Genomic DNA, 25,684 nt, shown 5'->3' on the forward strand with positions numbered 1-25,684 from the left:
CTAGACGCCGCGGGCCTCGCGTCCGCGGCCGCCGTTCTCGCGTCCGCGGCCGCCGTTCTCCTCGCGCAGCCCGCGCAGCTCCCGCTCCACGCCGCGGCCGCGGGTCTCGACGACGGCGGCGGCGAGGTCGTGGAGCTTGCGGTTGGTGTGCTGGGAGAGCCGGCGCAGCATTCCGAACGCCTCGTCCGCGTCACAACCCAGCACGTACATCATGATTCCGCACGCCTGGTCGACGATCGGGCGGGAGCGGAGCGCGGCGTCCAGCCGGCCGACCTCCGCCAGCGCCCGGCGGTAGTTCCGGTCGCGGACCAGGCCCGTGGCGGCGAGGTCCCCGAGCGCGGCGGCCGCGCAGTCCCCGGGGTCCGCGGTGAGGCCGGGGCGGAAGCTGTAGACGGTGACGGTGACCGCCAGCCCGTCGCGCAGGTACGGCAGCGTGGTACTGGAGCGTACGCCGGCCTCCAGCGCCTCGGTGCGGTAGGCGGGCCATCGGTCGTCGTGCAGCAGGTCGCCGGAGCTGACGGGACGTCCGGAGGCCAGGGCGGCCTGGATGGGCCCTTCGCCGGACTCCCACTGGACGCTGACCAGCGAGGTCAGGTCGGGATGGGTGACGGCGGCGGGCGGGTCGGCGGCCGCTTCGCCGGTGGTCACGGTCGCGGTGGCGCCGCAGCTGTCCGGTGTGCACCGCGCGGCAACGTCCGCGAGGTTCACCAGGCTCCGGGCGGACGAACCCCGCGCGTCGCCGGATTCGTCCACCGGGCAGAGGTTGTGGGTCGCCATTGCTTGTCAGTCCCTCGGTCCTTGTAGGTCCTCGGTCGGTGCTCCGGGCCGGCGGTGCGGCGGCGCAGCTCAGCAGAGGTCCGCCGCGGTCGGCCGCATATGTCGGAGGCCCGGCCCGTAGGGAGTCGGATGCCCGGCGGGCGGGCACGGAAAACGCTGCTATCCCGTCGTTCCGGAGACGGGCTCCGCAGCCCGGCCCCCACGTCCCGTTCTGCACCTATGACCTCCGTTCTCGCCGGACGACGGGGGTGTTCTTCCGGACGTGATGGGTTCCGGGCGGAGCCGGTACCGGCCGGTCCGGATACGGTGTGGGCATGGCCGGGGTAGAACAGTCAGCGGGCGGGGATCTCACGGATTTCCGCAAGCGCGTGGAGGAGTTGCGGAGCGCGCGGGCGCTGCCGTCGCAGGAGCAGCAGCCGATGCTGGACGCTGCCCTTTTCGAGCTGCAGCACGTCGTCGACGTACTGCTGCCGCGGTACGAGGGGCTGGCGGCGGCCGGCCGCAACAACGGCTCGCGGGCGGGGACGGAGGAGCAGCAGCTGCTGCGGGCGCTGTTCCAGCGGACGCCCTGCGTGGTCGCGCTGCTGGACCCGGACACGGTCGTGCGGCGGCTGAACTTCGCCGGGACGATCCTCTTCGGGATGCGCGCGGGGTACGCCACGGGGCGCCCGCTCACCGGCTCGATGGCGCCCGAGATCCGCGCGGCCTTCCGGTCGCAGGTCGCCGCCGTGGCCCGTAACGAAGGCGACCGCAGCATGGTCGTACGGCTGCTCCGTACGCCCGACGGGCCCGGTGAGCCGCTGCGCGTGACGATGACGGCGCTGCGCCCGCCGGGGGAGCCGGGCACGGCCGTCCTCACGGTTTTCCACACCGGGGGCGGTGCGTTCCCTTCGCACGAAATACCATCAATTAACGGGACTTGGCTGGGGGATGAACAGCAGGGGGACCACGGGGAGGACCAGCGCGCGCACCTCGCGGAGGCGAAGCAGGGCGCCGAGCTGATGGATCTGCTCGACGCCACGACCACCGCGCTGCTGGCCGGGCAGCCGGCGGGCGTGGCGGTGAAGGCGGACGGGCCGCCGGCCGCGGTGGAGCGGGCTTTGCGGGAGCTGAGCGGCCGGTTCGCCGACTGGGTGGTACTCGACGAGACGATGCCGGCGGAGGGATACGGGCCGGAGGGGTACGGACCGGACGGGTCCGGTGCCCTGCGCCGCACCCTGGTCCTCGGCCCGGACGACAGCGAGGACCTCACCGCGGCGCTCGCCGGGCAGTGCCCGGCGCGGTGCCCGCTCGCCGAGGACGTGGCCCGCACGGGCAGCTCAGCGCTCCAGGTGCGGCCCGACGACGTGGCGGCCTTTGGCCACGACGCGCAGGGGGCACCCCTGCTGGTCCGCGCCTCGGTCACCTCCCTGCTGTGCGTGCCGCTGCGGGAGGCGGGCGGCCCCGTACGGGGCGTGCTCACGCTCTTCCGTACGGGGGCCCGACGGGCGTTCAGCCTCCCGGAGGCCGGGATCGTGGACCGGGTGTCGCGGCACCTGGCGCTGGCGCTGCGCGGCACCCGGCCCTGAGAGCACCGCCCGACGGCGAGAGCACTGCTCGACCGCGGAAGCAGTGCTCGGCCGCGCGAGCGGCGCTCGGCCAGAGGCCCGGCGCCCGGCCGCGAGAGCAGGTGAGAGCGGTACGGGCGCCGGGCTCCGGCGGTTCGGGCGGTACAGCCGGTCCGGGTTCAGGCGGTTCGGCCGGTCCGGGCTCCAGCGGTTCGGCCGGTCCGGGTTCCGGCGGTTCGGCCGGTCCGGGTTCCGGCGGTTCGGCCGGTCCGGGTTCCGGCGTCAGGTGGCCGCGTACTCGTCCTGACGGCCGCCGACCTGGTCGGCAAGGCGGCGGCAGGTCCGGCTGATGATCCGCGAGACGTGCATCTGGGAGATGCCGAGCCGGTCCGCGATCCGGCTCTGGGTCATGTCGCAGAAGAACCGCATGTAGAGGATCTCCCGCTCGCGCTCCGGCAGATTGCGCAGCTTGGGCTTGACCGCCTCGCGGTCCAGGACGAGGTCGAAGCCGGCCTCGGGAGCGCCGAGCGTGTCGGCGAGCGAGTAGCCGTCGTCGGCACCGGGCAGTTCGGCGTCCAGGGACAGCGTGGTGAAGCTCTCCAGCGCCTGGCTGCCGAGCAGTACCTCTTCCAGCGCCATGCCGGTGTGCTCGGCGATCTCCTCCGGGGTGGGCCCGCGGTCGTCCACGCTGCGGGTCAGCTCCTGGCGCGCGGCGCGCACACGGTTGCGCAGCTCCTGCACCCGGCGCGGTACGTGCAGCCCCCACATGTGGTCGCGGAAGTGCCGCTTGACCTCGCCGACGATGGTCGGCACGGCGAAGCTCTCGAACGCGCAGCCGCGCTCGGGGTCGTACCGGTCCACGGCCTTCACCAGGCCGAGCGCCGCGACCTGCTGGAGGTCCTCGGCGGCCTCGCCGCGGTTGCGGAAGCGCAGCGCGAGCCGCTCGGACATGGGCAGCCACGCGCAGACGACGCGGCGCCGCAGCTCGTCGCGCTCGGGGCCTTCGGGGAGGGCGGACAGCCGCTCGAAGTCGGCGGCGGTGTCGGGGGCGTCGTGGTGGGAATGGCGGGCCCGTGCCCGGCCACCGCCCGGCGGGGCCTTGCTCGACGTGACGCGACGCGACCGGGTGCGGCGTACGGGTTTGCCGGGCGGCCGGCTCGGTGCCTGGTCGGGCCGCCGGCGCGCGGCGCGCTGCTCGGGCGTGCGTTCAGTAGTGGTGTGCTGTTCTTCGGCCTTGGATGCCATGGGCATGGTCTGGGCTCCCTGATCCGTCGACTCAGAGTCCGTCAGATCCCGTGGAAGCGCGGCCAGGCAGGCGCGCCCGCGAAGCGTGACACCACTTCCACGGGCGTGCCTCCGGTCCGAAGCACGGTTAGTCGCGTGCCCGGCAGCCTCTTCAGTAAACCCGTTGCCGGTCAAGCGAGTTCGGGCCGCGCGGTGCCGCGCCCGGACCGGACGAGCCGCCGACCGGCCGTGCCCGGCGCCCAGGTAACCGCCCGCGCGGAACGCACACCACGCACTCCGTACGGTTTTCGCCCGCGGGCCACTCCCCCACCGAGGCGGACCGTTGTCAGCCCTCCGTCCGGCGCCCGGTCGGCGGCGCTTCGTAGTGCTGTGCTGTGGGCGCTTCGTAGTGCCGCACGGTGACCGGATCCGGGCCGCCCCAGTCCTGCCGTTCGGTGCGCACCGGCCGCCAGCCCCTGCGTTCGTACAGGGCGATGGCCGCGGTGTCCGTGGCATTGACGGCCAGCACGGGCCGCAGCCCGCCCGCCGCCGCCTCCTCGGTCACGTGGCGCAGCAGCCGGCCGCCCAGGCCCCGGCCGCGCGCCGCGGGCGCGACGAAGAGCCGGTTCACCTCGCGCCCGCACAGCGCGACATGGCCCGCGACGCGGCCGTCCGCGTCCTCGGCGACCCAGGCCCCGGTCAGCCCCTCCGGAGTCAGCCAGCCCGCCGGGTCCGCGGGCCAGGCGTACGGATAGCCACTGTGCAGGTGCACCGCGCGCAGCAGATGTACACACGCGGGCAGGTCCCGTGCGTCACGAGGTCTGATCACCGGCTCATCGAAGCACGCGACGGGCATGGCCGGAGGCGTCTTGGGTACTGCTGCCAGCACTCCCCCTGCAGGAGGCCGGCCGTGAGAGCAGGACAAGGAAGAAGGCGATCAGGCAATGGCACAGTTGGTACGGGAAGTCATGACGCCGGCCGTCACTGCCGTCCACCCAGACGCTTCACTGGTCGAGGCGGCACAGCTCATGCGCGCGCACGACATCGGAGACGTCCTGGTGGCGGAGGACGGCAAGCTGGTGGGCGTGGTCACCGACCGGGACATCGTGCTGCGCGCCGTGGCGGACGGAGTGGACCCGTTCAGCGTGCAGTGCCATTCGGTGTGCACCCCGGAACCGGTCACGGTCGGCCCGGAAGAGCCGGTCTCGACCGCGGTGACGCTGCTGCGCCGGAACGCGGTGCGGCGGCTGCCGGTGGTCCAGGACGGCGCGCCGGTGGGCATGGTCAGCATCGGTGACCTGGCGCGGGACCAGGACCCCGACTCGACCCTGGCGGACATCAGCCGGGCCGCGCCGGACGGATCGCCGGGTCGGTGGTGATCCGTCCGGCAGACGGTCCGTTACCGTCTGCCGGCCCGTTGCCGTCTGCGGTGGTCCCGCTGGGGTACATGTGGCTCATGCGCACTGTACTGAGCACGTGGGACCGCAGGACGTTCAACGGGGTCGCGACCCGGCACTGGCCCGGCGCCGAGCGCGTGCTGCCCAAACTGAGCCGCGCCGCCGACCACGGGCTGCTGTGGCTGGGCGCGGCGGCGGGCGCGGCGGCGCTGGGCGGACGGCCCGCACGCCGGGCCGCGCTGCGCGGCGTCGCCTCGCTGGCGGTGGCGTCCCTGACCGTGAACACGCTGGGCAAGCGCTCGGTACGCCGGGAGCGGCCGATCCTGGACGCGGTACCGGTGATACGGCAGCTCACCCGGCAGCCCTTCACGACGTCCTTCCCGTCCGGGCACGCCGCGTCGGCCGCGGCCTTCGCGACCGGCGTGGCCTTCGAGAACAAGTGGTGGGGGCTGGCGCTGGCGCCGCTGGCCGCCTCGGTCGCCTTCTCCCGGGTCTACACCGGCGTGCACTATCCGGGTGATGTGCTGGCGGGCGCCGCGCTCGGCGCGGGCGCGGCCTTCGCGGTGCGCGGCTTCGCGCCGACCCGCGCGCAGATGGCGCCGCCCGCCCGGCCGCGCGCCGACGCGCCCGCGCTGCCGGACGGCGACGGGCTGTTCGTCGTCACCAACCAGGGCTCGGGCCAGCGCACCGGCTCGCACAGCGACCAGACGCAGGTCATCCACGACGTACTGCCGCAGGCCGAGGTGACCGAGTGCGGCCACCAGGGCGCGGCGCCGCTGGACAAGGCGCTGCAGGCCGCGGCCGAGCGGGCCGCCGAGCGCGGCGGCGCGCTCGGCGTGCTGGGCGGCGACGGCACGATCAACGCCGCGGCGGCGGTCGCGGCACGGCACGGCGTACCGCTCGCGGTGCTGCCGGGCGGCACGCACAACCACTTCGCGTACGACCTGGGCGTGGAGACCGTGGCCGAGGCGGCCCGGGCGGTGGAGACCGGCGAGGCGGTCGCGGTGGACCTCGCCCGGTTCCGCACGGGTCGGGGGCAGGAGCCGACGTACTTCCTCAACACCTTCTCGATCGGGGCCTACCCGGAGCTGGTGCGGATCAGGGAGGAGTGGGCCGGGAAGATCGGCGCCTGGCCGGCCGGGGTGCTGGCCGCGTGGCAGGTGCTGCGCACCGCCGAGCCGGTGACGGTGGAGGTCAACGGCCGGCGGCGCGAGCTGTGGACGCTGTTCGTGGGCAACTGCGCGTACCGGGGGCTCGGTTCGGCTCCGGTGCGGCGGCACGATCTGGCGGACGGCGTGCTGGACGTACGGATGGTGCGCGCCGGCCGGCTGGCCCGCACCCGGCTGCTCACCGCGGCGCTCACGGGGGCGCTGCGGCACTCCCCGGTGCTCAGCGAGGCGCGGCTGCGGACGCTGCGGATCGGTGGACTGGCGCCTGGTACGGATCTCGCTTATGACGGCGAAGTCACCGCGGCGGGCGAGGAGTTGACGATCGACAAGGAGAACGAGGCGTTGGTCGTGTACCGGCTGCTTCCCGAGTGACGCATTCACCTGCGTCCATACTGCGAGACGGGACTCTCATAGTTCGAGATGGCGGCGTACGGTGTGGATCACGGCGCGGCAGCGCGCCGTGACCGCATCGAGCATGCGAAGGAGCAGCCATGTCGCAGGAATCCGCCGTCTACACCCACGGTCACCACGAGTCCGTACTGCGCTCGCACACCTGGCGCACAGCCGCCAACTCCGCGGCCTACCTGCTGGATTCGCTCAAGCCGCACATGAAGATCCTGGACATCGGCTGCGGCCCCGGCACCATCACCGCCGACCTGGCGGCGCTGGTGCCGGACGGCTCGGTGACCGGTCTGGAGCACGCGCCGGGCGTCCTGGAGCAGGCACGGGGCGTGGCGGCGGAACGCGGCCTGACCAACGTCCAGTTCGCGGTCGGTGATGTCCACGCACTGGACTACCCGGACGACACCTTCTGCGTCACGCACGCCCACCAGGTACTGCAGCACGTCGGCGACCCGGTACAGGCGCTGCGCGAGATGCGGCGGGTCACCGCGCCGGGCGGGATCGTCGCGGTGCGGGACGCGGACTACGGCACGATGACGTGGTTCCCGGACGTCGACGGCATGGACGCCTGGCTGGACCTGTACCAGCGGGTCGCGGTGGCCAACGGGGGCGCGCCGGACGGCGGGCGCCGGCTGCGGTCCTGGGCGCTGGCGGCCGGGTTCGCGCCGGACGCGGTGACCTCTTCGGTGAGCGGATGGTGCTACGCCACCGACGAGGAACGTGCCTGGTGGAGCGGCCTGTGGGCGGACCGCACGCTGGCCTCGACCTACGCGCGGCGGGCCATCGAGGGCGGGCACGCCACCGAGGCGGAGCTGCACGCGATCAGCGCCGCCTGGCGCGAGTGGGGCGCCCAGGAGGACGGCTGGTTCGGGATGGTGCACGGAGAAATCCTGTGCCGCGTGTGAGGGCCTTCCGGAGGTCCTTCTGGCGACTCCGTCGGATGATCGCGTTGTCGGGCCGCGCCAACTAGGCTCCTCCGCATGGACATTCTCGGTACCTCCCTGCGGGTGTGCGTCGACGACCTGGACACCGCGATTCCCGTGTACGAACGGCTGACGGGCGCGCAGGCGCAGCGCTTCCAGCGCGGCGGCGTGTCCGTCGCCGCGGTCGGCTGCTTCTTCCTGATGAGCGGCCCCGAGGCGGAGCTGTCCGTACTCCGCAAGATCACCGCGACGATCGCGGTGTCGAACGTGGACCAGGCGGTGGACGACCTGAAGGCGGTGGGCGGGCAGGTCATCGCGGGCCCGCTCGCCAGCCCCGCCGGCCGCAACATGGTGGCCCGCCACCCGGACGGCTCGATCTTCGAGTACGTGGACCGGGTGGCGATCAGCTGACGGGGCTTCAGGGCGGCTTTCAGGAAGGCTCAGGGACTGGGTCTTGCGCGGGCTCTATGGAACTGGGCCTGCATGGAGCTGAGCCTGCATGGAGCTGAGCCTGCATGGAGCTGGGCCTGCGCGGGTCCTCAGGACACGTCGAGCACGATCTTGCCGCGGGCCCGGCCCGACTGGCTGCGGCGGAACGCCTCGGCGGCCTGGGCCAGCGGCAGCGCCGTGTCGATGTTGACGGTGAGCCTGCCGGCCTCGGCGAGGTCGGCGAGCGCGGTCAGGTCGGCGCTGTCGGGCCGCACCCACACCAGGTGGCCGCCCTTGCCGACGACCTCGTTGTCGACGACCGACGCCACCCGCTTCGGGTCCTTGAGCACCTGCTGGGAGACGTCGACCGCCTCGCCGCCGACGAAGTCCGCCGCCGCGTCCACGCCCTCGGGGGCCAGCGCGCGCACCCGGTCGGCGAGACCGTCCCCGTACGTCACCGGCTCGGCGCCCAGCGAGCGCAGGAAGTCGTGGTTGTGCTCGCTCGCCGTGCCGATGACGCGGGCGCCCCACGCGACCGCGATCTGCACGGCGAACGCGCCGACGCCGCCCGCCGCGGCGTGCACCAGCACGGTGTCACCGCTGCCCACGCCCAGCCGCTTCAGCGCCTGGTACGCGGTCAGCCCGGCCAGCGGCACGCCGGCCGCCTGCTGCCAGTCCAGCGCCGCGGGCTTGCGCGCAAGGGTGCGCACCGGCGCCGCGACCAGCTCGGCGAACGTGCCGTGCTGGACCTCGTCCTTGCGTACGTAGCCGAACACCTCGTCCCCGACGGCGTACTCCGTCGCGTCCATGCCGACCGCCTCGATGACACCGGAGACGTCCCACCCGGGGATCAGCGGGAAGTGCACGTGCATGATCGGGTCGAGATAGCCGGCGAGGATCTTCCAGTCGACCGGATTGACGCCCGCCGCCTTCACCCGGATCAGGACGGAGTCGGGCGCCACCTTCGGGTCGGGCTGGTCGGTGAGTTCGAGGACGTCGGGGTCGCCGTAGCTGTTCGCGGTGATTGCCTTCATGTTGCGGTGAACGAATGTCCCCGCCTGATCATTCCGTTCGTCGCTCGTACGGGTGAAGTCGGGGCCGGGCGTCGGGGCGGACACCCGGCTCGGGCGCCGGCTCTCAGGTGGGCCGCATCCGGTACTCGTACCGCTCCGGGAGCGGATGGGCGGCGCGGGCCCGGGCGCGTACCTCGTCCGTGACCGGGCCGTCGCCCGCGACGAGCCGTTCGGCGATCGCGTACCAGGTGTCGCTGAGGGTCTCGTCGCCCTCGCGGAGGTCCGCGACTTCGAAGCCCTCGTCGAAGACCGCGCGGGCGGCGGGGGCGTCGCCCTGGGCAAGGAGGACCTGCGCCGCCAGCAGGCGGAAGCGGCCGCGGGTGCGGTCGGCTGGGTGCAGGCGGGCGAGAACGGCGGCCGCGTCGTCGGCGCGGTTCGCCGCGATCAGGGCGGGCACCGCCTCGCGGGCGAGCGCGGGCAGCACGGTGCGGCGCACCTCGCCGGTCGCCTCGTTTGTCTCTTTGTCGGCTGCCTCTCCTGTCTCTTTGTCGGCTGCCTCCGCCGCGCACGCGACCGCTTCGGCGTACCGCTGTGCCGCCCGGCCCGTCTCACCCGCCGCGGCCTCCGCGACCGCGAGGCAGTACAGCGGCCAGCAGCTCCGGCCACGGGAAAGCGCGCGTTCCCAGCTGCGGACGGCCTGGGCGCGGTCGCCGGCGTGCCACTGGGCGACGCCGAGGTGGTAGTCGGACGACGGGCTCGGGCCCGCGGACTCCAGGAGGTCGCGCCAGGGCGGGGCGACCAGCGACGGGCCCGGCACGCCCGGCTCCTCGGGGAGGTCGCCGGTCCGCAGCAGCTCCAGCCAGGGCCGCTGTTCCTCGCCCAGGGTGTCCTCGGTGAACGGCGTGCCCGGCAGGTCGTACCCGGCGCGGGCCACCTCCAGCGCGCCCCAGCCGGAGCCGGTGGCGAGCCGCTCCTTCGGTTCGAGGTCGGCGTACGGCCGCCAGGCGGCGTACGCGGCGGCCACGTCGGCGCGCGGCAGCACCGCCTCGAGCCGTTCCGCGACCTCACCACGGGCCGCGCTCCAGTCCGCCCCGTGCACCGTTTCCGGGTCGGCGGCCAGCGGCCCGTACGCCTCCAGCCACGCGAACTCCGCCCCGGCTTCCAGGGGTACGTGCTCCAGCTGGGTGCGGGCGAGTCCGGCCTGGATCTCGGCGTACCCGGGGGTGCCCGGCTCGGTCAGCCACTCCTGCCAGTGCCGCCCGGCCCGGCCGGCTCCCCACAGGAAGAGCTTGCGGCCGCGCAGGGTGTCGGTGGAGGTGTGCACGAGGCCGTGCCCCTCGGCGTCGAGGGAGGCGATCCAGGGGCGGTCGCCGGGTCCGATCTCGTAGAAGTAGTCGGCGGGGTACTCGCCGCGCAGCGAGTACGTGCGGTCGGCGCCGCCGGACTCGGGGACCGGGACGCGGCGCAGCGTGCGCTCGTACCCGAAGTGCCACGCCTCGTCGGCGGGGGCGAGGACGCGGGTGCGCGCCTCCTCGGGTACCGCGATGTTGGACCACCAGTAGACGGGCGCGGTGTGGTGGTGCGGATTCTGTATGCGAACGCCCACATACAGAAAATCGGATCCGTCCGGGAGCCAGAGGTCGACCTGGAAGGGCAGGTCGCGCAGGCGCTCCCACTCCCACAGGCGCAGCATCTCCCCGCCGTCCGGCGCCGGCACCCGCGCGGCGTGCACGGGGGCGCAGGAGAGCGTGGTGTGTCCGGTCGCCCCGATGTTCCATTCGATGCCGCCGGAGAACCACGCGCCGTTGAGCGCGAAGTCGGCGGGCTGGAACACGGGGTTGCGGTAGAGCAGTTCACGTCCGGTGGGCTTGTGGTGCAGCGAGTGGACGCGGCCGCCGAGGCCCGGCAGGACGGTGGCGCGCAGCCGGTCGTTCTCGATCACCAGCGCGTCGAGGTCGGTACGGGTGCGGTCGCGGCCGTAACCGTCCCTGCGGCGTACGGGCAGCAGGGAGTCCAGCGGCCGGTAGGCGAGCTGCCGGGCCATGTCCGTGGGCACGCCCGCGTCCTCGGGGACGGTGATGCGGTGCACGTCACGGGGGCCGGCCAGCGCGGGCAGCGGATTGTCGGGGCCGACGGCCGCCGCGGGCAGGGAGAGGGTGGTGCGTCGCACACTCGTGGCCACAGCGCCTCGCAGTCGGACCGGGCCGCCCTGGTCACGGCGGCCGTCTGGTGACCATGGAACCCGCTCCCGGCCGCGCTGAACAGGGCGTCCTCCGGTCAGGGTTGCGCAAAAAGAATTCACGCGACACGGCGCCGGTGGATGATGGATGCTGGCCCCGTACACCGTATGACGCACACCGCATGGCGCGGACCGTATGGCATCGACCGTATGCCGCGGACTGTATGGCACCGACCGGATGCCGCCGACGCGCCGCGCGGCGAAGACGAGGACGAGGACGGACGAGATGGCCACCGAGCACACCTACCGCGTGATCGTGCGCGGCAAGTGGGACGGGCTGACCGAGGAGGACCGGGCGCGACTGCGGGCCGAGGCCGACGAACAGGGCCTGGCGCAGCTGCAGTTCACGCCCGAGGGGTCACTCGCGTGCGACCCGTCGATGACGTCCTTCGCGTACCGGTACGTCGTCGTCTCGGACGCGGCGGACGGCGAGGAGATGGCGGCCGCGCTCGCCGAGGAGAAGGCCGAGCACGCGCTGCGTGCCGCCGGGTACGGCTACCGCGACCTGCGCTCCTCCGCCACGGACATGGACACGATGAAGGTCAACCGGAAACGGCGCTGAGGGGGCGGGCCGGCGATGCGCGGATCACGGGCCTTCCGGGGACCACGAACCCTCCGGGGATCACGGGCCTTCCGGGGGCATCATCTCGCTGGTGATGGCCCAGCGCTCATGATCCCGCCAGGCCCCGTCGACGAAGAGGAAGTCGGGCGAGTAGCCCTCCTTGCGGAAGCCGTTGCGGCGGGCGAGCGCGATCGAGGCGGCGTTCTCCGGCTGGACGTTGACCTCGATGCGGTGCAGGCCGAGCGACCCGAAGGCGTACCGCAGTACCAGCTGCAGCCCTTCGCTCATCAGCCCGCGGCCCGCGGCGTGCGCGAAGGCGCCGTAGCCGGCCGCGCCGCAGCGGAAGCCGCCGTGCACGATGTTGTTGATCGTGAGGTAGCCCGCGATGCGGCCGCCGTCCTGGAGGTCGCAGATGAGGAAGCCCGCGCGCGAGGGGTCCTGCAGCCGGGCGTAGTACGCGTCGTAGGACGCATCGTCGGCGGGCGGGAAGAGCCAGGGGCGGTGCAGCTCCGCGCTCTCCCGCGCCCGCGCGGTGAACTCCGCCCGGTCCGCGCGACGGAACGGCCGGATGCCCACGCGGTGGCCGCGGGCGAGGTACGGGTCCGGCTCCGGCGCGGCGAGGGGCGCGGGCGCGGGGTGTCGGTCGTCGGCCATCGTCGGATGATATCGGTCAGGTGTGCGGGGTGCGGGTCCCCGGAGCCGCCCCGCCGTGTCGTGGCGGCGGGGCCGGAAGCCCGGTTCTCACCACCACGCGGGCGCGTCGCTGCCCCAATTGCTCGGTGGGCGCGACCAGTTGACAGGGCCGTCGGCGAAGGAGACCGGCGGCAGGGCGTGCCGGAGGCGGCCCAGGGGGCTGTCGGCGTCGGCGAGCCGGACCTCCGGGTCGAACGCGTCGGCGGCGCCGCGGGCGTCGGGAGCGTCGAGCGTGTGCCGCGGCACGACGTCGGTGAGCAGCGCGGCGGTCTGCGTGAGGGCGAGCGTCGCCAGCCGGGAGCCGCCCGTCCGGGACCGCTCGGTGAGCGCCCGCAGCACGGCGGCGGCCAGCAGGTAGCCGGTGCCGTGGTCCAGCGCCTGGGCGGGCAGCACGCCGGGGGTGCCGTCGGCCGCCGCCTCGGTCACGGCGATGCCGGTGGCGGCCTGGACGAGGCTGTCGAAGCCGCGGCGGGCGCCCCACGGGCCGTAGTCGCCCCAGGCGGACAGCCGCGCGACAACGATGCCGGGGCGGCGTTCGGCGAGCGCTTCCGGGGCCAGCCCGAAGCGGTCCAGGGCGCCCGGCCGGTAGCCGGTGACCACCACGTCGGCGAGCGCCAGCAGCTCCTCGAAGGACGCCCGTCCTTCCCGCGCACCGAGATCCAGTACGGCGGAACGTTTCCCGAAGCCGGTGTCGCCGTGCGTGTCCCGGTTCTCCGGCAGGCCGGGCGCGTCGATGCGCAGCACGTCGGCGCCGAGCAGGGCGAGCGTACGGGTGGCGACCGGCCCGGCGAGCACCCGCGTCAGGTCCAGTACGCGCAGCCCGGCGGCGGGCAGCAGCGGGTCGCCGGCCAGGCCCGGCGGCCGGACCGGCGGCGTGGCGGCGCCGAGCGGCGCGAGGGTGAGCAGCGGGCGGCGGGCCACCGCGGCGCCCTGCGGATGGGCGGCCCACTCCTTCGCGTCCCGTACGGCGACGGCCAGGCCGCCCGCCGCGTACACCGTCTCCTCGACCTCCTTCGCACTCCGGCCGGAGAGCTCGGCGGCGAGCGCCTCGGGCCCGGCGTCACCGGGCAGGCCGAGGGCGGCGAGCAGGCGGTCGCGGTGGTGCGGGTAATTGGCGTGCGTACGCAGTCGACCGTCGGCGGTGTCCCAGAAACCGGAGAGCGGCGCGAAGGCCGTGGGCGCCCGGCCGTCGATGCGCAGGTGGCGCTCGCTGAGGAAGGCGGTGGCCACGGCGCCGTCGTCGACGGTCACGGCGGGCACGGGACCGCCGGTACGGGCCGCGGCGAGTTCCGCGCCGGCCAGCGCGCAGACCGCGACGGCCGTCCTGGCCAGGTCCATGACCGGCAGCCGCGCGGGCAGCAGCCCGCGCGCGCCGCCGTACCGCACGCGTCCGGTCAGTCCGGCAGGCCCGCCGAGCGCGGCCCAGACCGGCGCCGCCGCGTCTCCTCGATACCCCGCTTCACCTCGATATCCCGCGTTGCCTCGATACCCCGAGTCGCCTTGATACCCCGTGTGGTCGTCCATCCCGCCAGTGTGGCACTGAGTGCCACCCACGAGAAGAGCGCCATTCGGGGCGCTGCTCGGCGCACCACTCGGGGCGGCGCTCGGGGCGGCGCTCGGGGCGGCGCTCGGGATGGCGAGCGGCGCGGCCCTCAGTACCGGATCGGCGCGAACCGCTCGCCGCACCCGGCACTTCTCGGCCACCGCGGCCCCGGCCGGACGGCGCCGCTGAGGAGCGGTGGCCTCCGCTCGGCCGCCCGCCGGACGGCCCGGCGCCCCGTCCCGCCCCGATACGTCCAGCTCAGCCGCCCGCTAGCAGACGCGCCGGTCAACTCGTGTCAGTAACCGACTACTTGGCCGAACATGGCGTAGTGGTTTCTCCTGACATGACATGAAATGAGAAGCGGCACAACCGAGTTAGCGCACCGGAGGTACGCCGTGTCGGAAGCCATAACCGAAGCGGCCGCGGAAGCCGTCAAGTTTCCGCAGGACCGCGCCTGTCCCTACCACCCGCCCACCGCCTACGCGCCCCTGCGCGAACAGGGGCCGCTCGCCCGTGTCCACCTCTACGACGGCCGGGAGGTGTGGGTGGTGACAGGGCACGCCGAAGCCCGCGCCCTGCTCACCGATCAGCGGCTGTCGTCCAACCGGTCGAACCCCGACTTCCCGATTCCCACCGCCCGGTTCGAGGCGCTGCGCAACGAGTCGCGCAGGAGCCGCGCCATGCTCCTCGGGGTGGACGACCCCGAGCACAACGCCCAGCGGCGGATGCTGATCTCCAGCTTCGGCCTGAAGCGGATCGCGGCGCTGCGCCCGCGCATCCAGCAGATTGTCGACCGGCTACTGGATGACATGGTGGCCGCCGGGCAGCCCGCCGAGCTGGTCTCGGCGTTCGCCCTGCCCGTGCCGTCCATGGTCATCTGCGAGCTGCTCGGCGTCCCGTACGCCGACCACGAGTTCTTCGAGGACGCGTCGCGGCGGCTGCTGCGCGGCCCGACCGCGGACGACTCCCGGAAGGCCCTGACGGACCTGGAGGAGTACTTCGGCGAACTGATCACCCGGAAGGAGGCCGAGCCCGGCGACGGGCTGCTGGACGAGCTGATCGCCGACCGGCTGCAGACCGGCGACCTGCCGCGCGAAGACCTGGTCGGCATGGCGATGATCCTGCTGGTGGCCGGGCACGAGACGACGGCCAACATGATCTCGCTGGGCGTGTTCACGCTGTTGCAGCAGCCGGAGAAGCTGGCGGCGCTGCGCGCGGATGCCTCGCTGATGCCCGGCGCGGTCGAGGAGCTGCTGCGGTACCTGTCCATCGCGGACGGGATGCTGCGGGTGGCGACCTCGGACATCGAGATCGGCGGCGTGACGATCGAGAAGGGCGAGGGCGTGGTGTTCTCCACCTCGCTCGTCAACCGTGACGCGGCGGCGTACGAGTCGCCGGACGAGCTGGACTGGAACCGCTCCGCGCGGCATCACATCGCCTTCGGGTTCGGCATCCACCAGTGCCTGGGGCAGAACCTGGCCCGCGCCGAGCTGGAGATCGCGCTGCACGCGCTCTTCACCCGGTTCCCCGGCCTGCGCCTCGCGGCGCCCGCCGAGGAGATCCCGTTCAAGCCCGGCGACACCCTCCAGGGCATGGTGGAACTCCCCGTCGCCTGGTAACAGTCGACCGACAACCGGATACCGCTCACCGCACCACCGGAGCCGGCCCCGTCCCCGACACGGCAGTACGACCACCGCGCCGGGCCGGCCCCTCCCCCACAAGCCACCCACGGACTCAGGGACCGACCATGCCGACCACCCAGCACATCAGCATCGACACGGACCGCTGCATCGGCTCGGGGCAGTGCGCCCTCACTGCGCCCAAGACCTTCACGCAGGACGACGAGGGATTCAGCGCGCTGCGCCCGCGCGCCGAGGACGCCCCCGCCGACCCCCTCGTGCGCGAGGCAGCACGCGCCTGCCCGGTACAGGCGATCACGGTCGCGGAGGACTGACGACTGTCGACGGCCCGACTACCGCCTTGCCAGCGGGAGTTCGAGCGTGCCCGTGTCGTCGGGCGCGCTGGTGACGGTCACCGGCTTGATACCGCGGTTGCCGTAGTACGCCGTGTCGCTCGCCGCGATGACGAACCGCAGCCGGTGGCCGGGCTGGTAGCGGTGCACGATGGCGGGCAGCTCGACGGTGAACGGGCGGGTCACGTCCGGCACCCGCGCGGGCGCCACGAGCCGGTGCACGAGCGTCTTGGAGCCGTCGGGCGCGATGTCGTACAGCTTGGCGAAGAGCACCAGCTTGTCGGCCGCGTCACCGGAGTTCTGCACGCGCTCGGTGCGCGGTGAGACCACCTTCAGGGTCGCCTTCGGGGCGCCGACCACGTCGACGGGCGTGCCCTCGACCGGCTCGGAGGTCCAGCCCAGGTAGGTCCCCTTGAGGTCGTACGGCTCGGGGTCCCGCAGTCCGATGAGCCCGGCCAGCGAGCTCTCCGAGTGGCTGGTGGGCAGCAGCCCGTTGCGGTACTCGCGGCTGCCGCGCGCCACCTTCGCCCGGTTGTCGACGAGCTTGCCGTCGCCGGAGAGGTACAGCTTCCAGGCGCCGCCGCTCGCGGGGAACGTGGCCGAGGTGCCGTACGTCTGGCCGACCGGCATCCAGTCCCGGTAGTAGGCGAACGCGGGCCCGGTGTCGGTGCCCTTCTTGTGCTGGAGGTAGCGGTCGAACCAGGCCAGGATGCGCTGCCCGACGTAGCTGGTCTCCAAGTTCCCCTGGGAGAGGTTCAGTTCGTCGGAGGCCGGGTCGGTCATGCCGCCGCTGTGGCCCCAGGACTGCCAGATCATCTTGGCCTCGGTGCCCTGCGCCGTGAGCGTCCGGTACGTGGCCGCCGCCTCGTTGAGATTGAACAGGCTGTCCGCCTGGCCCTGCACCAGCAGGGTCGGCGCCTTGACGGACTTCAGGTACGAGACGGGGCTGACGCTGCGCGCGTAGTCGAGGATCGACTGCTTACTGTCGTCGGTATACCGGCCCGAGTCCAGCCAGCGCTTGGTCTCGCACGCCTTGGCGACGAAGTGCAGACAGCCGGCGCCGCCGAGCCGGGACGGATCGAGGCTGGGGTTGAGCAGCCCCTGCGCCTCGCCGATGAGGAAGAACCCGTTGGTCCACTGGTGCTTGTACACACCGGGGACGTCGTTGCTGACGCTGCCCGCCGGCTGGTCGGCGTTGTTGGGGTCCAGGGCATACGCCAGGTCGTTCCAGGTGATCAGGGGGACGAGGGCGTCCACGCGGTGATCGACGGAGGCGGTGGCCAGCTGGATAGCACCGCCGTACGAGCCGCCGATCATGCCGACGCGCGGGTCGGCACCTCGCTCCCCGGGCCCACCCCGCCCGTCACCGTCCTTCGTCACGTAGTCGACGCGAGTCCCGTCGTCCGCCGTACGCGTACCGGCGAGGAAGTCGATGAGCTGACTGGCCGCCCGGCCGTCGGCCCGCGGGTCGTCGAGCGAGATGGGGCAGCCGGACTTGCCGAAGCCGAGTCCGGAGTAGGCCAGGCCGACGTAGCCGCGCTCGGCGAAGGCCCGGGCGGTGGCGGCGGTCGAGCCGTCCGCCTTGCTGCCGCCGAAGCCGTTGGTGGTCAGGACGGCGGGGGCGGGATGCGCCGCGTCGACGCCGGCCGGGCGGTAGAGGTCGGCGTCCACCGTGCAGTCGCGGTCGCCGGCCCGCACGGTCAGCTTCACGGCGGTGACGTCGTACGGGTCGGCGGCCGCGGCAGGGGCGGCAAGCGCGAGCGGCGCGGCCATGGTGACGGCGGCCAACAGGGCGAGGGACGTGCGCAGAACGGGGCGGGACACTGCTGGGTACACGCTGACCTCCACAGAGACACGCCATACCTACCAGTCAGTACGGCGCGCTCATGGTCCGGCATGCATTTCGGACATGTCAACGGAGGTGACATGAGTTATTACCGGGGAGTCAGTTGGGGTGACAGTCGGGGTGCCAGTTACCGCTGGTCACGGCCCGGTTGACCTGGACGGGAAGAGCCGAGAGGAATGCGCGGACGTGCCGCAGCCACGTCATACGGTCGACCGCATTCAATATGTGGGCCGCGCCGGGCAGTTCGATCAGCTCGGCGCCCGCGATGCCGGCCGCCAGGCGGTACGAGCTGTCGGGCAGGACCAGCCTGTCGCCCATCGGGGCCACCACCAGCGTGGGCGCGGACACCTCGGCGAGGTCCGCCCGGACGTCCACCCGGGACACCAGGTCGAAGTGGTCCACCATCCCCGGCGGCATCCCGGCCAGGGTCTGTGCCACCAGCGCGTCGAGGTCGGACGGCGCCAGGTCGGCCAGATCCGTACGCGACAGGCACGACACGCAGGCGAGCCGGGCAACGTCTTCCCAACGACCGACGGATGCAAGGGACTTGATGAGCCGAGCGGCCAGCTCCAGGACCGGGTCCGCGACCGGGAAACCGGCGGTGAGGACGAGCGCCCTGACCCGTTCGGGATGCCGGGTGGCGACCCGGACGGCCACGGCGCTCCCGAGCGACTCGCCGAGTACGGCGAACGACTCCTGCCCCGCCGCGACGGCGGAGGCGACCAGTTGGTCGGCGAGTACGTCCAGGTCCAGGGGCTCGGTGGCGGCGGGCGAGCCGCCCGCACCCGGGTAGTGCGGGCCGATGAGGGTGTGGTCGCGGGCGAGATCGTCGAGGACCAGCCCGAAGTTGCCGGCGATGCCGCCGCCGGCACCGTGCGCGAGCAACAGTGCGGGACCGCTGCCCTGCACGACGACGTCGAGCTGAGGGGCGGGGAGTACGCGCTCCGAGCGCGCTGGATTGACCGAGTGCTGTGAGTGCTGTGAGTGCTGTGAGTGCTCTGCGTTCATGTCGCCGACGCTAAACTCTGACATCAGTGTCAGAGTCAAGTCGCTGCGCCAGGGGGGCGAACCACGTGCGGATGAAGGAGATGGTCCGGCGCACGGGAGTCCACGAGCGGCTGCTGCGCTACTACGAACAGCAGGGGCTGCTGGCACCGCGGCGGCTGCCGAGCGGCTACCGGGTGTACGACGAGTCGGACGTGGAAACGGTGCACCGCATCCGCTCCCTGCTGGCGGCCGGGCTGACGACCTCGCTGATCGCGGAGGTACTGCCCTGCATCCGCACGGACGACGGCCGTCTCCTCCCCACCTGCCCGGACCTGGTCGCCCGGCTGGAGCAGGAGCGGGAGCGGATCAGCCGGGCCATCGGCGAACTGCAGGCGTCCCGCACGATGCTCGACTCCGTCATCACCGCAAAGCCGTCCTCGGCGTGAGGGTAATCGGGATACGGGCGGATTCCCTGGGGAAAATGGGCGGCAGAGTCCCAAGCCCCTTGGTACGGTGCGCCGATGTCGGCGATCAGGAAATTCCAAGTCACCTTTGACTGCGCGGAGCCTGAGCGCCTCGCTCGTTTCTGGTGCGAGGTGCTGGGGTACGTCGTACCGCCGCCGCCGGAGGGGTTTGCCACTTGGGATGATTTCAAGCGTTCGCAGCCGCCTGAGCAGCGGGATTCATGGTTCGCCTGCACAGATCCCTCAGGTGTGGGCCCGCGACTGTACTTCCAGCGCGTCCCCGAAGGGAAGGCCGCCAAGAACCGGGTGCATCTCGATGTGCGGGTCGGCACCGGACTTGTGGGGAAAGAACGCCTCGCCGCACTTGAGGCCGAATGCGCACGACTGGTCCCGCTCGGCGCAGTACACGTGCAAACGCTGTACGACGGCAATGATGCGTGCATCCCGATGCTGGACATCGAGGGCAACGAGTTCTGTATCGACTGAGCGTACGGGGCGGGAGTCGGCCGGCCGGCATGGCCGCTGAGCCGCGTATTCCAGGTTCAGAAAGAGGCTTTCAGGTCAGTGGCGGTGTCTCGAAGGTCAGGGTGCAGGTGTCCGCGTCGAGGGTGGCCGGTACGCCCAGGGGAAGCGTCAGCGCCGAGTCGCCGTGGCCGAAGCCGAATTCCTCGACCATGGGCACGCCGAGGCCGCCCAGCCGCTCCGTCAGTACCGCGCGCACCCGCTCGTACGGGCCGCAGCGGGCCCAGGAACCGAGCAGGACGCCGGCCACGCCGGTGAGCGTGCCGGAGCGCAGGAGTTGGGTCAGCGCGCGGTCGATGGCGTACGGCGGCTCGCCCACGTCCTCCAGCAGCAGGAGGCCGCCGGCCGCGGGCGGGCGCGCGTCCGGCGTGCCCGCCTCGCTCGCGAGGAGTGCCAGGCAGCCGCCGAAGGTGACGCCGTGCGCCCGGCCCGGTATCAGCGTCCGCGCCGTGCCGGGCGCCAGGGTCAGTACGGCCGGGTCCTCGGGGGTGAAGAGCGTGCGCCGCAGGTGGTCGCGGGTGGGCTCGTCCTTGAGGAAGACCTCGCCGGCCACCGCGGGGCCGTGCAACGTCGCCATCCCGGCGCGCAGTGCGAACGCCTCGTGCAGGACGGTCACATCGCTGAAGCCGATCAACGGCTTGGGCGGTGCGGCGCGTATCGCCGCCCAGTCCAGCAGGTCGACCATGCGCTGCGCGCCGTACCCGCCGCGGGCCGCGAACACCGCGGCCACCGCCGGGTCGCACCAGGCGTCCTGGAGATCGCGGGCCCGGTGCTCGTCCGGCGCGGCGAGGTACGTCAACTCCTCGTGTCCGGTGCGGACGTGGGCCGCCAGTACCGGGTCGAGGTCCCAGCCGCGCAGGATGTCCAGGCCGGCGTCCAGCCGCTCGGGGGCGACCGGGCCGCTGGGCGCGACGACGGCCACCCGGTCGCCGGGCCGCAGCCGGGGCGGCCTGGCCCCCTCCCGCACCGTCACCGCGGCCCCTCCCCCATGTGCCCGCCCCTCACGTGCCTGTCCCCACGTGCCCGTCCTCACTTGCCCAGTTCCAGTGTCGGCACGTCCGTCCGCGCGATGCCGAAGGTCTGCGCGTACAGGGAGAGTTCGGCCTCGACGGCGCGGACGATGGTGTCCTCGCGGCGGAAGCCGTGGCCCTCGCCCTCGAAGGACAGGTACGCATGCGGAATGCCGCAGCGGGCGACCTCGGCGAGGAACCGCTCGGCCTGCGCGGGCGGGCAGATCACATCGTCCAGGCCCTGGAGCAGCAGGAACGGCGCGGAGATCCGGTCGGCCCGATGCAGCGGCGAGCGGTCACGGTACCGGTCGGGGACCTTCGCGAGCGGGCCGACCAGCGACTCCAGGTACTGCGACTCGAAGTCGTGGGTCTCGCCGCCGGCCCAGGCCGTCAGGTCCAGCACCGGATAGCTGATCGTGCCGCAGGCATAGAGATCGGTACTGGCCAGCGAGGCCGCGGTGGTCCAGCCGCCGGCGCTGCCGCCCCGGATGGCGAGCCGGGAGCGGTCGGCGGTGCCCTCGTCGGCCAGCGCCCGGGCGACCGCGGCGCAGTCCTCGACGTCCACCACGCCCCACTGCTCGCGCAGCCGCTCGCGGTACTCCCGGCCGTATCCCGTCGACCCGCCGTAGTTGACCTCCGCGACGCCGAGGCCGCGCGAGGTGAAGTAGGCGATCTCCAGGTCCAGGACGAGCGGGGCATGGCCGGTGGGGCCGCCGTGCGCCCACACCACGAAGGGGGCCGGCTCGCCGTCCGGCGGGGCGTGCGTGGGGCTGTGCGGCGGATAGACGTGGGCGTGGATGTCCCGGCCGTCCGGGCCGGTGAAGGTGCGGATCTGCGGCTCGGGGTAGTACGCGGGGTCCAGCGCGTCGACGTGCCGGGCGGCGATGACCCGTGAGCGGCCCGTCAGCGTGTCCAGCTCGACGATCTCGTACGCGCTGCGCGGGCTGGCGGCGATGCCGATGACCCGTGTGCCGTGCACGGCGAGCGAGGGGGCCCACTCCGTCCACGGGCCGGCCGCGTCGACCAGCTCGCCGGTGACCGGGTCCAGTATGCCGAGACGGTTCGTGCCGTGGCCGTGGAGCGTGGCGATGGTGCCGCTCTCCAGCGGCAGGAACCAGCGCAGGCCGATCTTCCACAGCGGCCCGCCGAACTCCTCCCGCCGGCCCGGACACAGGCGCCGGACGGTCGCCGCAGCGCCCTCCGCCCCCGCGGCCGCCGCGTCCGGGTCGACGCTCCGCAGCTCCCACCAGCCGTCGGCGTCCGAGGCGTACAGCAGCGAGCCGTCCGCCGCCCACTCGATCTGCGCGACGGCCTCGTCGACGCCGCCGACCAGGACGCGGGCGCCGGTGAACGCGCCGTCCGCGGTCACCTCGGCGACCATCACGACCGTGCCGTCCCAGGGCATCCGGGGGTGGTCCCAGGCGATCCAGGCGGCCCGGCCGCCGTCCGGGGAGAGCCGCGGCCCGGTGACGAAGCGGTGCCGGTCGTCGCTCAACTCCCTTATGGCGCCCCGGTCTTCGGCGGCCGAGCCGTCCAGGGGCACGGCGGCGAGCACCCGGCGCACGTCCGTGGGCCCCTCGCCCGTGAACTCCTCCAGCACGCACCACACTTCGCCCCGGTCCGGCAGCACGACCGGGTCCACCCACCGCAGGCCGCCGCCGACGGCGGAGACCGGGGTGAGCGGGCGCGGCTCGCCGCCCCCGTCCGGCGCGTACACGTACAGCCGCTGGTCGGGGAAGTGGACGAAGACGAGGAGGGGCGCGCCGTCCGCGTCCAGGGCGCCGGCCCAGGGCTGGCCGCCGTACTCGATGACCCTGCTGCGGACGTTCCACGGCGGGGGCAGCACCGACTCCTCCACGCCCTCCGGCGTGCGCCGGACGAGCGCCCGGCGGCCGCCCTCCTCGGGGCGCGGCGCGGTCCACCACACCTCGTCACCCACCACGCCGAGGTACTCGGGGCGGCCGTCGTGGGCGGCGACCAGCCGGGCGTCGATGGGCGACGGCCAGGCTCCGTAGGGCGCCGTGGTCACCATGGCGGTGTTCCTCTCAGTCCGATCGGTCCGTTCGGTCCATGTCAGCGGCGCCCGGCCCGGGCGCTCTCACCCCGTACTGTCATCCCGTACAGTCACCCCGTGCTGTGCACCAGGAAGTCGTCCAGTACCCGCACACCGAAGTGCAGTGCCTCCACCGGCACCCGTTCGTCGACGCCGTGGAAGAGCGCCTGGTAGTCGAAGCCCTCGGGCAGCTTGAGCGGCGAGAAGCCGTACCCCTTGATGCCCAGCCGGGAGAACTGCTTGGCGTCCGTGCCTCCCGACATGCAGTACGGCACGACCTTCGCCTGCGGGTCGAAGCGCTCGATCGAGGCGCGCATCGCGGCGTACGTCGGCCCGTCCACCGGGGCCTGCAGCGCCACCTCGCCGTGGTGGAACTCCCACTCCACATGGGGTCCCGTGAGCCGGTCGAGGGTGGTGCGGAACTCCTCCTCGCCGCCGGGCAGCACCCGCCCGTCCACGAAGGCGGTGGCGCTCCCCGGGATCACGTTGACCTTGTAACCGGCGTCCAGCATCGTCGGGTTGGCGCTGTTGCGCACGGTCGGCGCAACCAGGTCGGCGGCCGGGCCGAGGGCCGCGAGCAGCGCATCGACGTCGCGCGCGAGGTCGTGCGGATCGGTGGCGTCCAGCCGGGCCTCGACGCCGTGGAGCGCGGCCAGCTCGCGCAGCGCGGCGCGGACCGTGGGGGTGAGCCGCACCGGCCATTCGTGCTCGCCGATGCGGGCGATGGCGGCGGCGAGCCGGCTGACCGCATTCGCGCCGTTCACCTTGGAGCCGTGGCCCGCCGTGCCCGTCGCCGTCAGCTTCAGCCAGGCCGTGCCCCGCTCCCCCGCCGCGATGGGGTAGAGCTGCATGCCGTCCCCGGCGTGGAAGGTGAAGGCGCCCGACTCGCTGATGCCTTCCGTGCAGCCCTCGAAGAGGTCCGGGTGCTCGTCGGCGAGGAAGCCGGAGCCGTCCTCGGCGCTGGCCTCCTCGTCCGCGGTGAAGGCGAGCACGATGTCCCGCCGGGGCCGGACGCCGGCACGCGCCCAGGCCCGCACGGTGGCCAGCACGATCGCGTCCATGTTCTTCATGTCGATCGCGCCGCGGCCCCAGACCACGCCGTCCCGGACCTCGCCGGAGAACGGGTGCACGCTCCAGTCGTGCGGCGCGGCGGGCACCACGTCCAGATGGCCGTGGACCAGCAGCGCGTCGGCTCCCGGATCGCTGCCCTCGATACGGGCCACCACATTCGTCCGGCCCGCGCTCCGCTCCAGGAGGGTCGGCTCGATGCCCGCCGCCGCCAGCCGCTCCGCGACGTACTCGGCGGCCGGGCGCTCCAGGCAGTCGCCGTTCCCCCGGTTCGTCGTGTCGATCCGGATCAGCTCGGAGGTGAAGCGGACCACCTCGTCCAGCGCCTGGGCATCCACCGCGCTGTCCTGCCGGATGCCAGGCTCGGGTCTTTCGCCCGCGAGCGCATCCTCCACATCGATCATCTGCTCAGCCATACTGCTCCTCCACATGGGACGAGACGAGGGTGGTGACCGCCTTGAAGCAGCGGATACCTTCGTACATGTTCGGGCTTTCGTAGCTGACGCGGCGGGTGCCGCTGCGCTCCACACCCGGCACGCAGGTCGCTGCGCCCACCAAGTGCTCGGCGTCGAACTCCACTTCCACGGTGAACGGACCGCGCCGCACGGGCTCGTGCCGCCGCGCCAGCGCCGCGGCCTCCCGGGCCGCGGCCCGGATGTCGGCGGCCGTGCGCGCGGGCGGGCGGCACACCGCCGCATACCGCGACACATAGTCCTTCACTGCGATGCCCCGCGCCCCGGGCGCGTACCCCTTGGCGTCCTCGCACGTCCGGTCGTCGCCCGTCACGAGCACGACCGGCACGCCGTACTCCGCGACCACCAGTGCGTTCAGATAGCCCTCGCTCGCCGGGGTCCCGTCGACCCAGACGCCGGTGATCGAATTGGCGAGGTAGGTGTGCGCCAGCACGCCTTCCGTACCGGCGCCCGTGTGATAGCCGACGAAGGCTATGCCGTCCACATCGCCGTGCTGCACGCCCTCGACCATGCTCAGCGACTTGTGCCGCCCGGTGAGCATCTGTGCCCGCTCGTCCAGCTGCTCCAGCAGCAGATTGCGCATCGTCCAATGCGCCTCGTTCACGAGCACGTCATCGGCACCGCCGTCGAAGAACCCGGCGATCGCCGCATTGACGTCGGAGGTGAACATGTGACGGCAGCGCTCCCACTGGCTCGTCCCCGGCAGCACATCCGCAGGCCAGGTCACGCCGGTGGCGCCTTCCATGTCCGCGGAAATGAGGATCTTCATGTGCCGCACGTTACGCGACCGCGCAGGCTCCGACCATGCCTGTGGATAACTCCGGAGGTCCAGACCGATGGCGGTCCCCGGAGCCGTACGGCGAAGGCCGTGAACACCCCTTCCGGGACGACTCGCGCCAGTACGGTGAGTGGGTGAACGAGACGTGGAACGAGGGCGGTACGGGGGTGCTGCGGCTGCCGTCCGGGCGGCTGGTGCGCGGGCGCGGACTGCGGCGGCCGCTGCCGGCCGGGCCGGTGCCGACGTACGCCGTGTACCTGCTCGGCAAGGAGCCGCCCGAGGTGCCCTGGGAGGCGCGGTGGCTGCGCTGGCCGGACTTCTGGCTGCCCAGCGACGGACGGCAGCTCCGCGCCGCGCTCGGCGAGGCGTGGGACCGGGCCGGTGCCGGACGGGTCGAGGTGGCGTGCGACGGCGGCCGGGGGCGCACGGGGACGGCGCTGGCGTGCCTCGCCGTACTGGACGGCGTACCGCCGGAGCGCGCGGTGGAGTTCGTCCGCCGGAACTATGACCGCCATGCGGTCGAGACGCCGTGGCAGAAACGGTACGTCCGCCGTTTCGCCCCCTGAGCGGGACAGCCGGCCGCCCCGGTCGCC

General features: G+C 73.2%; 24 protein-coding genes. 11 read left to right on the forward strand and 13 right to left on the reverse strand.

What is annotated here, in order from left to right; genetic code table 11:
• On the reverse strand, positions 1 to 777 hold the full coding sequence (locus ACIGXO_RS05245) for an ANTAR domain-containing response regulator (protein WP_399780528.1): 777 nt from the start codon (positions 775 to 777) through the stop codon (positions 1 to 3).
• Between the two features lie 314 nt (positions 778 to 1,091).
• Between ACIGXO_RS05245 and ACIGXO_RS05250 the strand changes: the two genes are divergently transcribed.
• Complete coding sequence (locus tag ACIGXO_RS05250) at positions 1,092 to 2,345, forward strand: PAS domain-containing protein (RefSeq protein ID WP_399780531.1); 1,254 nt, start codon at positions 1,092 to 1,094, stop codon at positions 2,343 to 2,345.
• 261 nt (positions 2,346 to 2,606) lie between these two features.
• On the opposite strand, the gene ACIGXO_RS05255 is transcribed toward ACIGXO_RS05250, so the two are convergent.
• Together ACIGXO_RS05255 and ACIGXO_RS05260 are read right to left on the reverse strand one after the other, a co-directional pair.
• Positions 2,607 to 3,569, reverse strand: coding sequence for a SigB/SigF/SigG family RNA polymerase sigma factor (locus ACIGXO_RS05255; protein ID WP_399781914.1), 963 nt, complete (start codon positions 3,567 to 3,569; stop codon positions 2,607 to 2,609).
• Between the two features lie 325 nt (positions 3,570 to 3,894).
• Positions 3,895 to 4,377, reverse strand: a complete 483-nt coding sequence (locus ACIGXO_RS05260) for a GNAT family N-acetyltransferase (protein ID WP_399780535.1) — start codon at positions 4,375 to 4,377, stop codon at positions 3,895 to 3,897.
• 115 nt (positions 4,378 to 4,492) lie between these two features.
• On the opposite strand from ACIGXO_RS05260, the gene ACIGXO_RS05265 reads away from it, so the two are divergent.
• The 4 genes from ACIGXO_RS05265 to ACIGXO_RS05280 all read left to right on the forward strand — a co-directional run bounded on the left by ACIGXO_RS05265 (position 4,493) and on the right by ACIGXO_RS05280 (position 7,850).
• Positions 4,493 to 4,927: a CBS domain-containing protein gene (locus tag ACIGXO_RS05265; RefSeq protein WP_399780537.1), complete on the forward strand. Its 435-nt coding sequence runs from the start codon at positions 4,493 to 4,495 to the stop codon at positions 4,925 to 4,927.
• A gap of 77 nt (positions 4,928 to 5,004) precedes the next feature.
• A complete protein-coding gene (locus ACIGXO_RS05270) occupies positions 5,005 to 6,486 on the forward strand; it encodes a bifunctional phosphatase PAP2/diacylglycerol kinase family protein (RefSeq protein ID WP_399780540.1) in 1,482 nt (493 codons plus the stop codon).
• A gap of 119 nt (positions 6,487 to 6,605) precedes the next feature.
• Positions 6,606 to 7,421, forward strand: a complete 816-nt coding sequence (locus ACIGXO_RS05275; protein ID WP_399780543.1) for a class I SAM-dependent methyltransferase — start codon at positions 6,606 to 6,608, stop codon at positions 7,419 to 7,421.
• A 75-nt stretch (positions 7,422 to 7,496) separates the two neighbouring features.
• The gene (locus ACIGXO_RS05280; protein ID WP_399780546.1) at positions 7,497 to 7,850 is read left to right on the forward strand and encodes a VOC family protein; all 354 of its coding nucleotides are present in this window, start codon (positions 7,497 to 7,499) and stop codon (positions 7,848 to 7,850) included.
• Between the two features lie 128 nt (positions 7,851 to 7,978).
• Here the strand turns inward: ACIGXO_RS05280 and ACIGXO_RS05285 are convergent, their stop codons facing one another.
• Both ACIGXO_RS05285 and ACIGXO_RS05290 read right to left on the reverse strand, forming a co-directional pair.
• On the reverse strand, positions 7,979 to 8,902 hold the full coding sequence (locus ACIGXO_RS05285; protein ID WP_399780549.1) for an NADP-dependent oxidoreductase: 924 nt from the start codon (positions 8,900 to 8,902) through the stop codon (positions 7,979 to 7,981).
• 103 nt (positions 8,903 to 9,005) lie between these two features.
• Positions 9,006 to 11,063, reverse strand: coding sequence for a DUF5107 domain-containing protein (locus ACIGXO_RS05290; RefSeq protein WP_399780552.1), 2,058 nt, complete (start codon positions 11,061 to 11,063; stop codon positions 9,006 to 9,008).
• Positions 11,064 to 11,346: 283 nt separating this feature from the next.
• On the opposite strand from ACIGXO_RS05290, the gene ACIGXO_RS05295 reads away from it, so the two are divergent.
• Positions 11,347 to 11,682 carry a DUF6204 family protein gene (locus tag ACIGXO_RS05295; protein WP_399780555.1) on the forward strand — a complete coding sequence of 112 codons (336 nt, stop codon included), beginning with the start codon at positions 11,347 to 11,349 and terminating at the stop codon, positions 11,680 to 11,682.
• Positions 11,683 to 11,742: 60 nt separating this feature from the next.
• Here ACIGXO_RS05295 and ACIGXO_RS05300 read toward each other — a convergent pair whose 3' ends face one another.
• Together ACIGXO_RS05300 and ACIGXO_RS05305 are read right to left on the reverse strand one after the other, a co-directional pair.
• Positions 11,743 to 12,336, reverse strand: a complete 594-nt coding sequence (locus tag ACIGXO_RS05300; RefSeq protein WP_399780558.1) for a GNAT family N-acetyltransferase — start codon at positions 12,334 to 12,336, stop codon at positions 11,743 to 11,745.
• 87 nt (positions 12,337 to 12,423) lie between these two features.
• A complete protein-coding gene (locus tag ACIGXO_RS05305) occupies positions 12,424 to 13,899 on the reverse strand; it encodes a CoA transferase (protein WP_399780562.1) in 1,476 nt (491 codons plus the stop codon).
• Between the two features lie 372 nt (positions 13,900 to 14,271).
• On the opposite strand from ACIGXO_RS05305, the gene ACIGXO_RS05310 reads away from it, so the two are divergent.
• Both ACIGXO_RS05310 and ACIGXO_RS05315 read left to right on the forward strand, forming a co-directional pair.
• Positions 14,272 to 15,537: a cytochrome P450 gene (locus ACIGXO_RS05310; RefSeq protein ID WP_399780565.1), complete on the forward strand. Its 1,266-nt coding sequence runs from the start codon at positions 14,272 to 14,274 to the stop codon at positions 15,535 to 15,537.
• A gap of 128 nt (positions 15,538 to 15,665) precedes the next feature.
• Entirely contained in the window at positions 15,666 to 15,872 is a 207-nt protein-coding gene (locus ACIGXO_RS05315) for a ferredoxin (protein ID WP_399780568.1), read from the forward strand.
• 18 nt (positions 15,873 to 15,890) lie between these two features.
• Here the strand turns inward: ACIGXO_RS05315 and ACIGXO_RS05320 are convergent, their stop codons facing one another.
• On the reverse strand, positions 15,891 to 17,663 hold the full coding sequence (locus tag ACIGXO_RS05320) for an alpha/beta fold hydrolase (RefSeq protein WP_399781916.1): 1,773 nt from the start codon (positions 17,661 to 17,663) through the stop codon (positions 15,891 to 15,893).
• A 172-nt stretch (positions 17,664 to 17,835) separates the two neighbouring features.
• Positions 17,836 to 18,744, reverse strand: a complete 909-nt coding sequence (locus tag ACIGXO_RS05325; RefSeq protein ID WP_399780571.1) for an alpha/beta fold hydrolase — start codon at positions 18,742 to 18,744, stop codon at positions 17,836 to 17,838.
• 65 nt (positions 18,745 to 18,809) lie between these two features.
• Here ACIGXO_RS05325 and ACIGXO_RS05330 point away from each other — a divergent pair, with 65 nt between their 5' ends.
• Both ACIGXO_RS05330 and ACIGXO_RS05335 read left to right on the forward strand, forming a co-directional pair.
• Complete coding sequence (locus ACIGXO_RS05330; RefSeq protein WP_399780574.1) at positions 18,810 to 19,169, forward strand: MerR family transcriptional regulator; 360 nt, start codon at positions 18,810 to 18,812, stop codon at positions 19,167 to 19,169.
• A 75-nt stretch (positions 19,170 to 19,244) separates the two neighbouring features.
• Complete coding sequence (locus tag ACIGXO_RS05335; RefSeq protein WP_399780577.1) at positions 19,245 to 19,673, forward strand: VOC family protein; 429 nt, start codon at positions 19,245 to 19,247, stop codon at positions 19,671 to 19,673.
• Between the two features lie 70 nt (positions 19,674 to 19,743).
• On the opposite strand, the gene ACIGXO_RS05340 is transcribed toward ACIGXO_RS05335, so the two are convergent.
• From ACIGXO_RS05340 to ACIGXO_RS05355, 4 genes are all read right to left on the reverse strand, one after another.
• Positions 19,744 to 20,682 carry an LD-carboxypeptidase gene (locus ACIGXO_RS05340; RefSeq protein ID WP_399780580.1) on the reverse strand — a complete coding sequence of 313 codons (939 nt, stop codon included), beginning with the start codon at positions 20,680 to 20,682 and terminating at the stop codon, positions 19,744 to 19,746.
• 56 nt (positions 20,683 to 20,738) lie between these two features.
• Positions 20,739 to 22,751, reverse strand: coding sequence for a prolyl oligopeptidase family serine peptidase (locus ACIGXO_RS05345; RefSeq protein WP_399780583.1), 2,013 nt, complete (start codon positions 22,749 to 22,751; stop codon positions 20,739 to 20,741).
• Between the two features lie 92 nt (positions 22,752 to 22,843).
• Positions 22,844 to 24,244: a M20/M25/M40 family metallo-hydrolase gene (locus ACIGXO_RS05350; RefSeq protein WP_399781918.1), complete on the reverse strand. Its 1,401-nt coding sequence runs from the start codon at positions 24,242 to 24,244 to the stop codon at positions 22,844 to 22,846.
• A gap of 4 nt (positions 24,245 to 24,248) precedes the next feature.
• Entirely contained in the window at positions 24,249 to 25,082 is an 834-nt protein-coding gene (locus ACIGXO_RS05355; RefSeq protein ID WP_223731919.1) for a M55 family metallopeptidase, read from the reverse strand.
• 143 nt (positions 25,083 to 25,225) lie between these two features.
• On the opposite strand from ACIGXO_RS05355, the gene ACIGXO_RS05360 reads away from it, so the two are divergent.
• On the forward strand, positions 25,226 to 25,657 hold the full coding sequence (locus ACIGXO_RS05360; protein WP_399780586.1) for a protein phosphatase: 432 nt from the start codon (positions 25,226 to 25,228) through the stop codon (positions 25,655 to 25,657).
• Positions 25,658 to 25,684: the final 27 nt, after the last annotated feature.

It is taken from the genome of Streptomyces sp. NPDC053542 (genome assembly GCF_044544685.1).
Classification (GTDB): domain Bacteria; phylum Actinomycetota; class Actinomycetes; order Streptomycetales; family Streptomycetaceae; genus Streptomyces.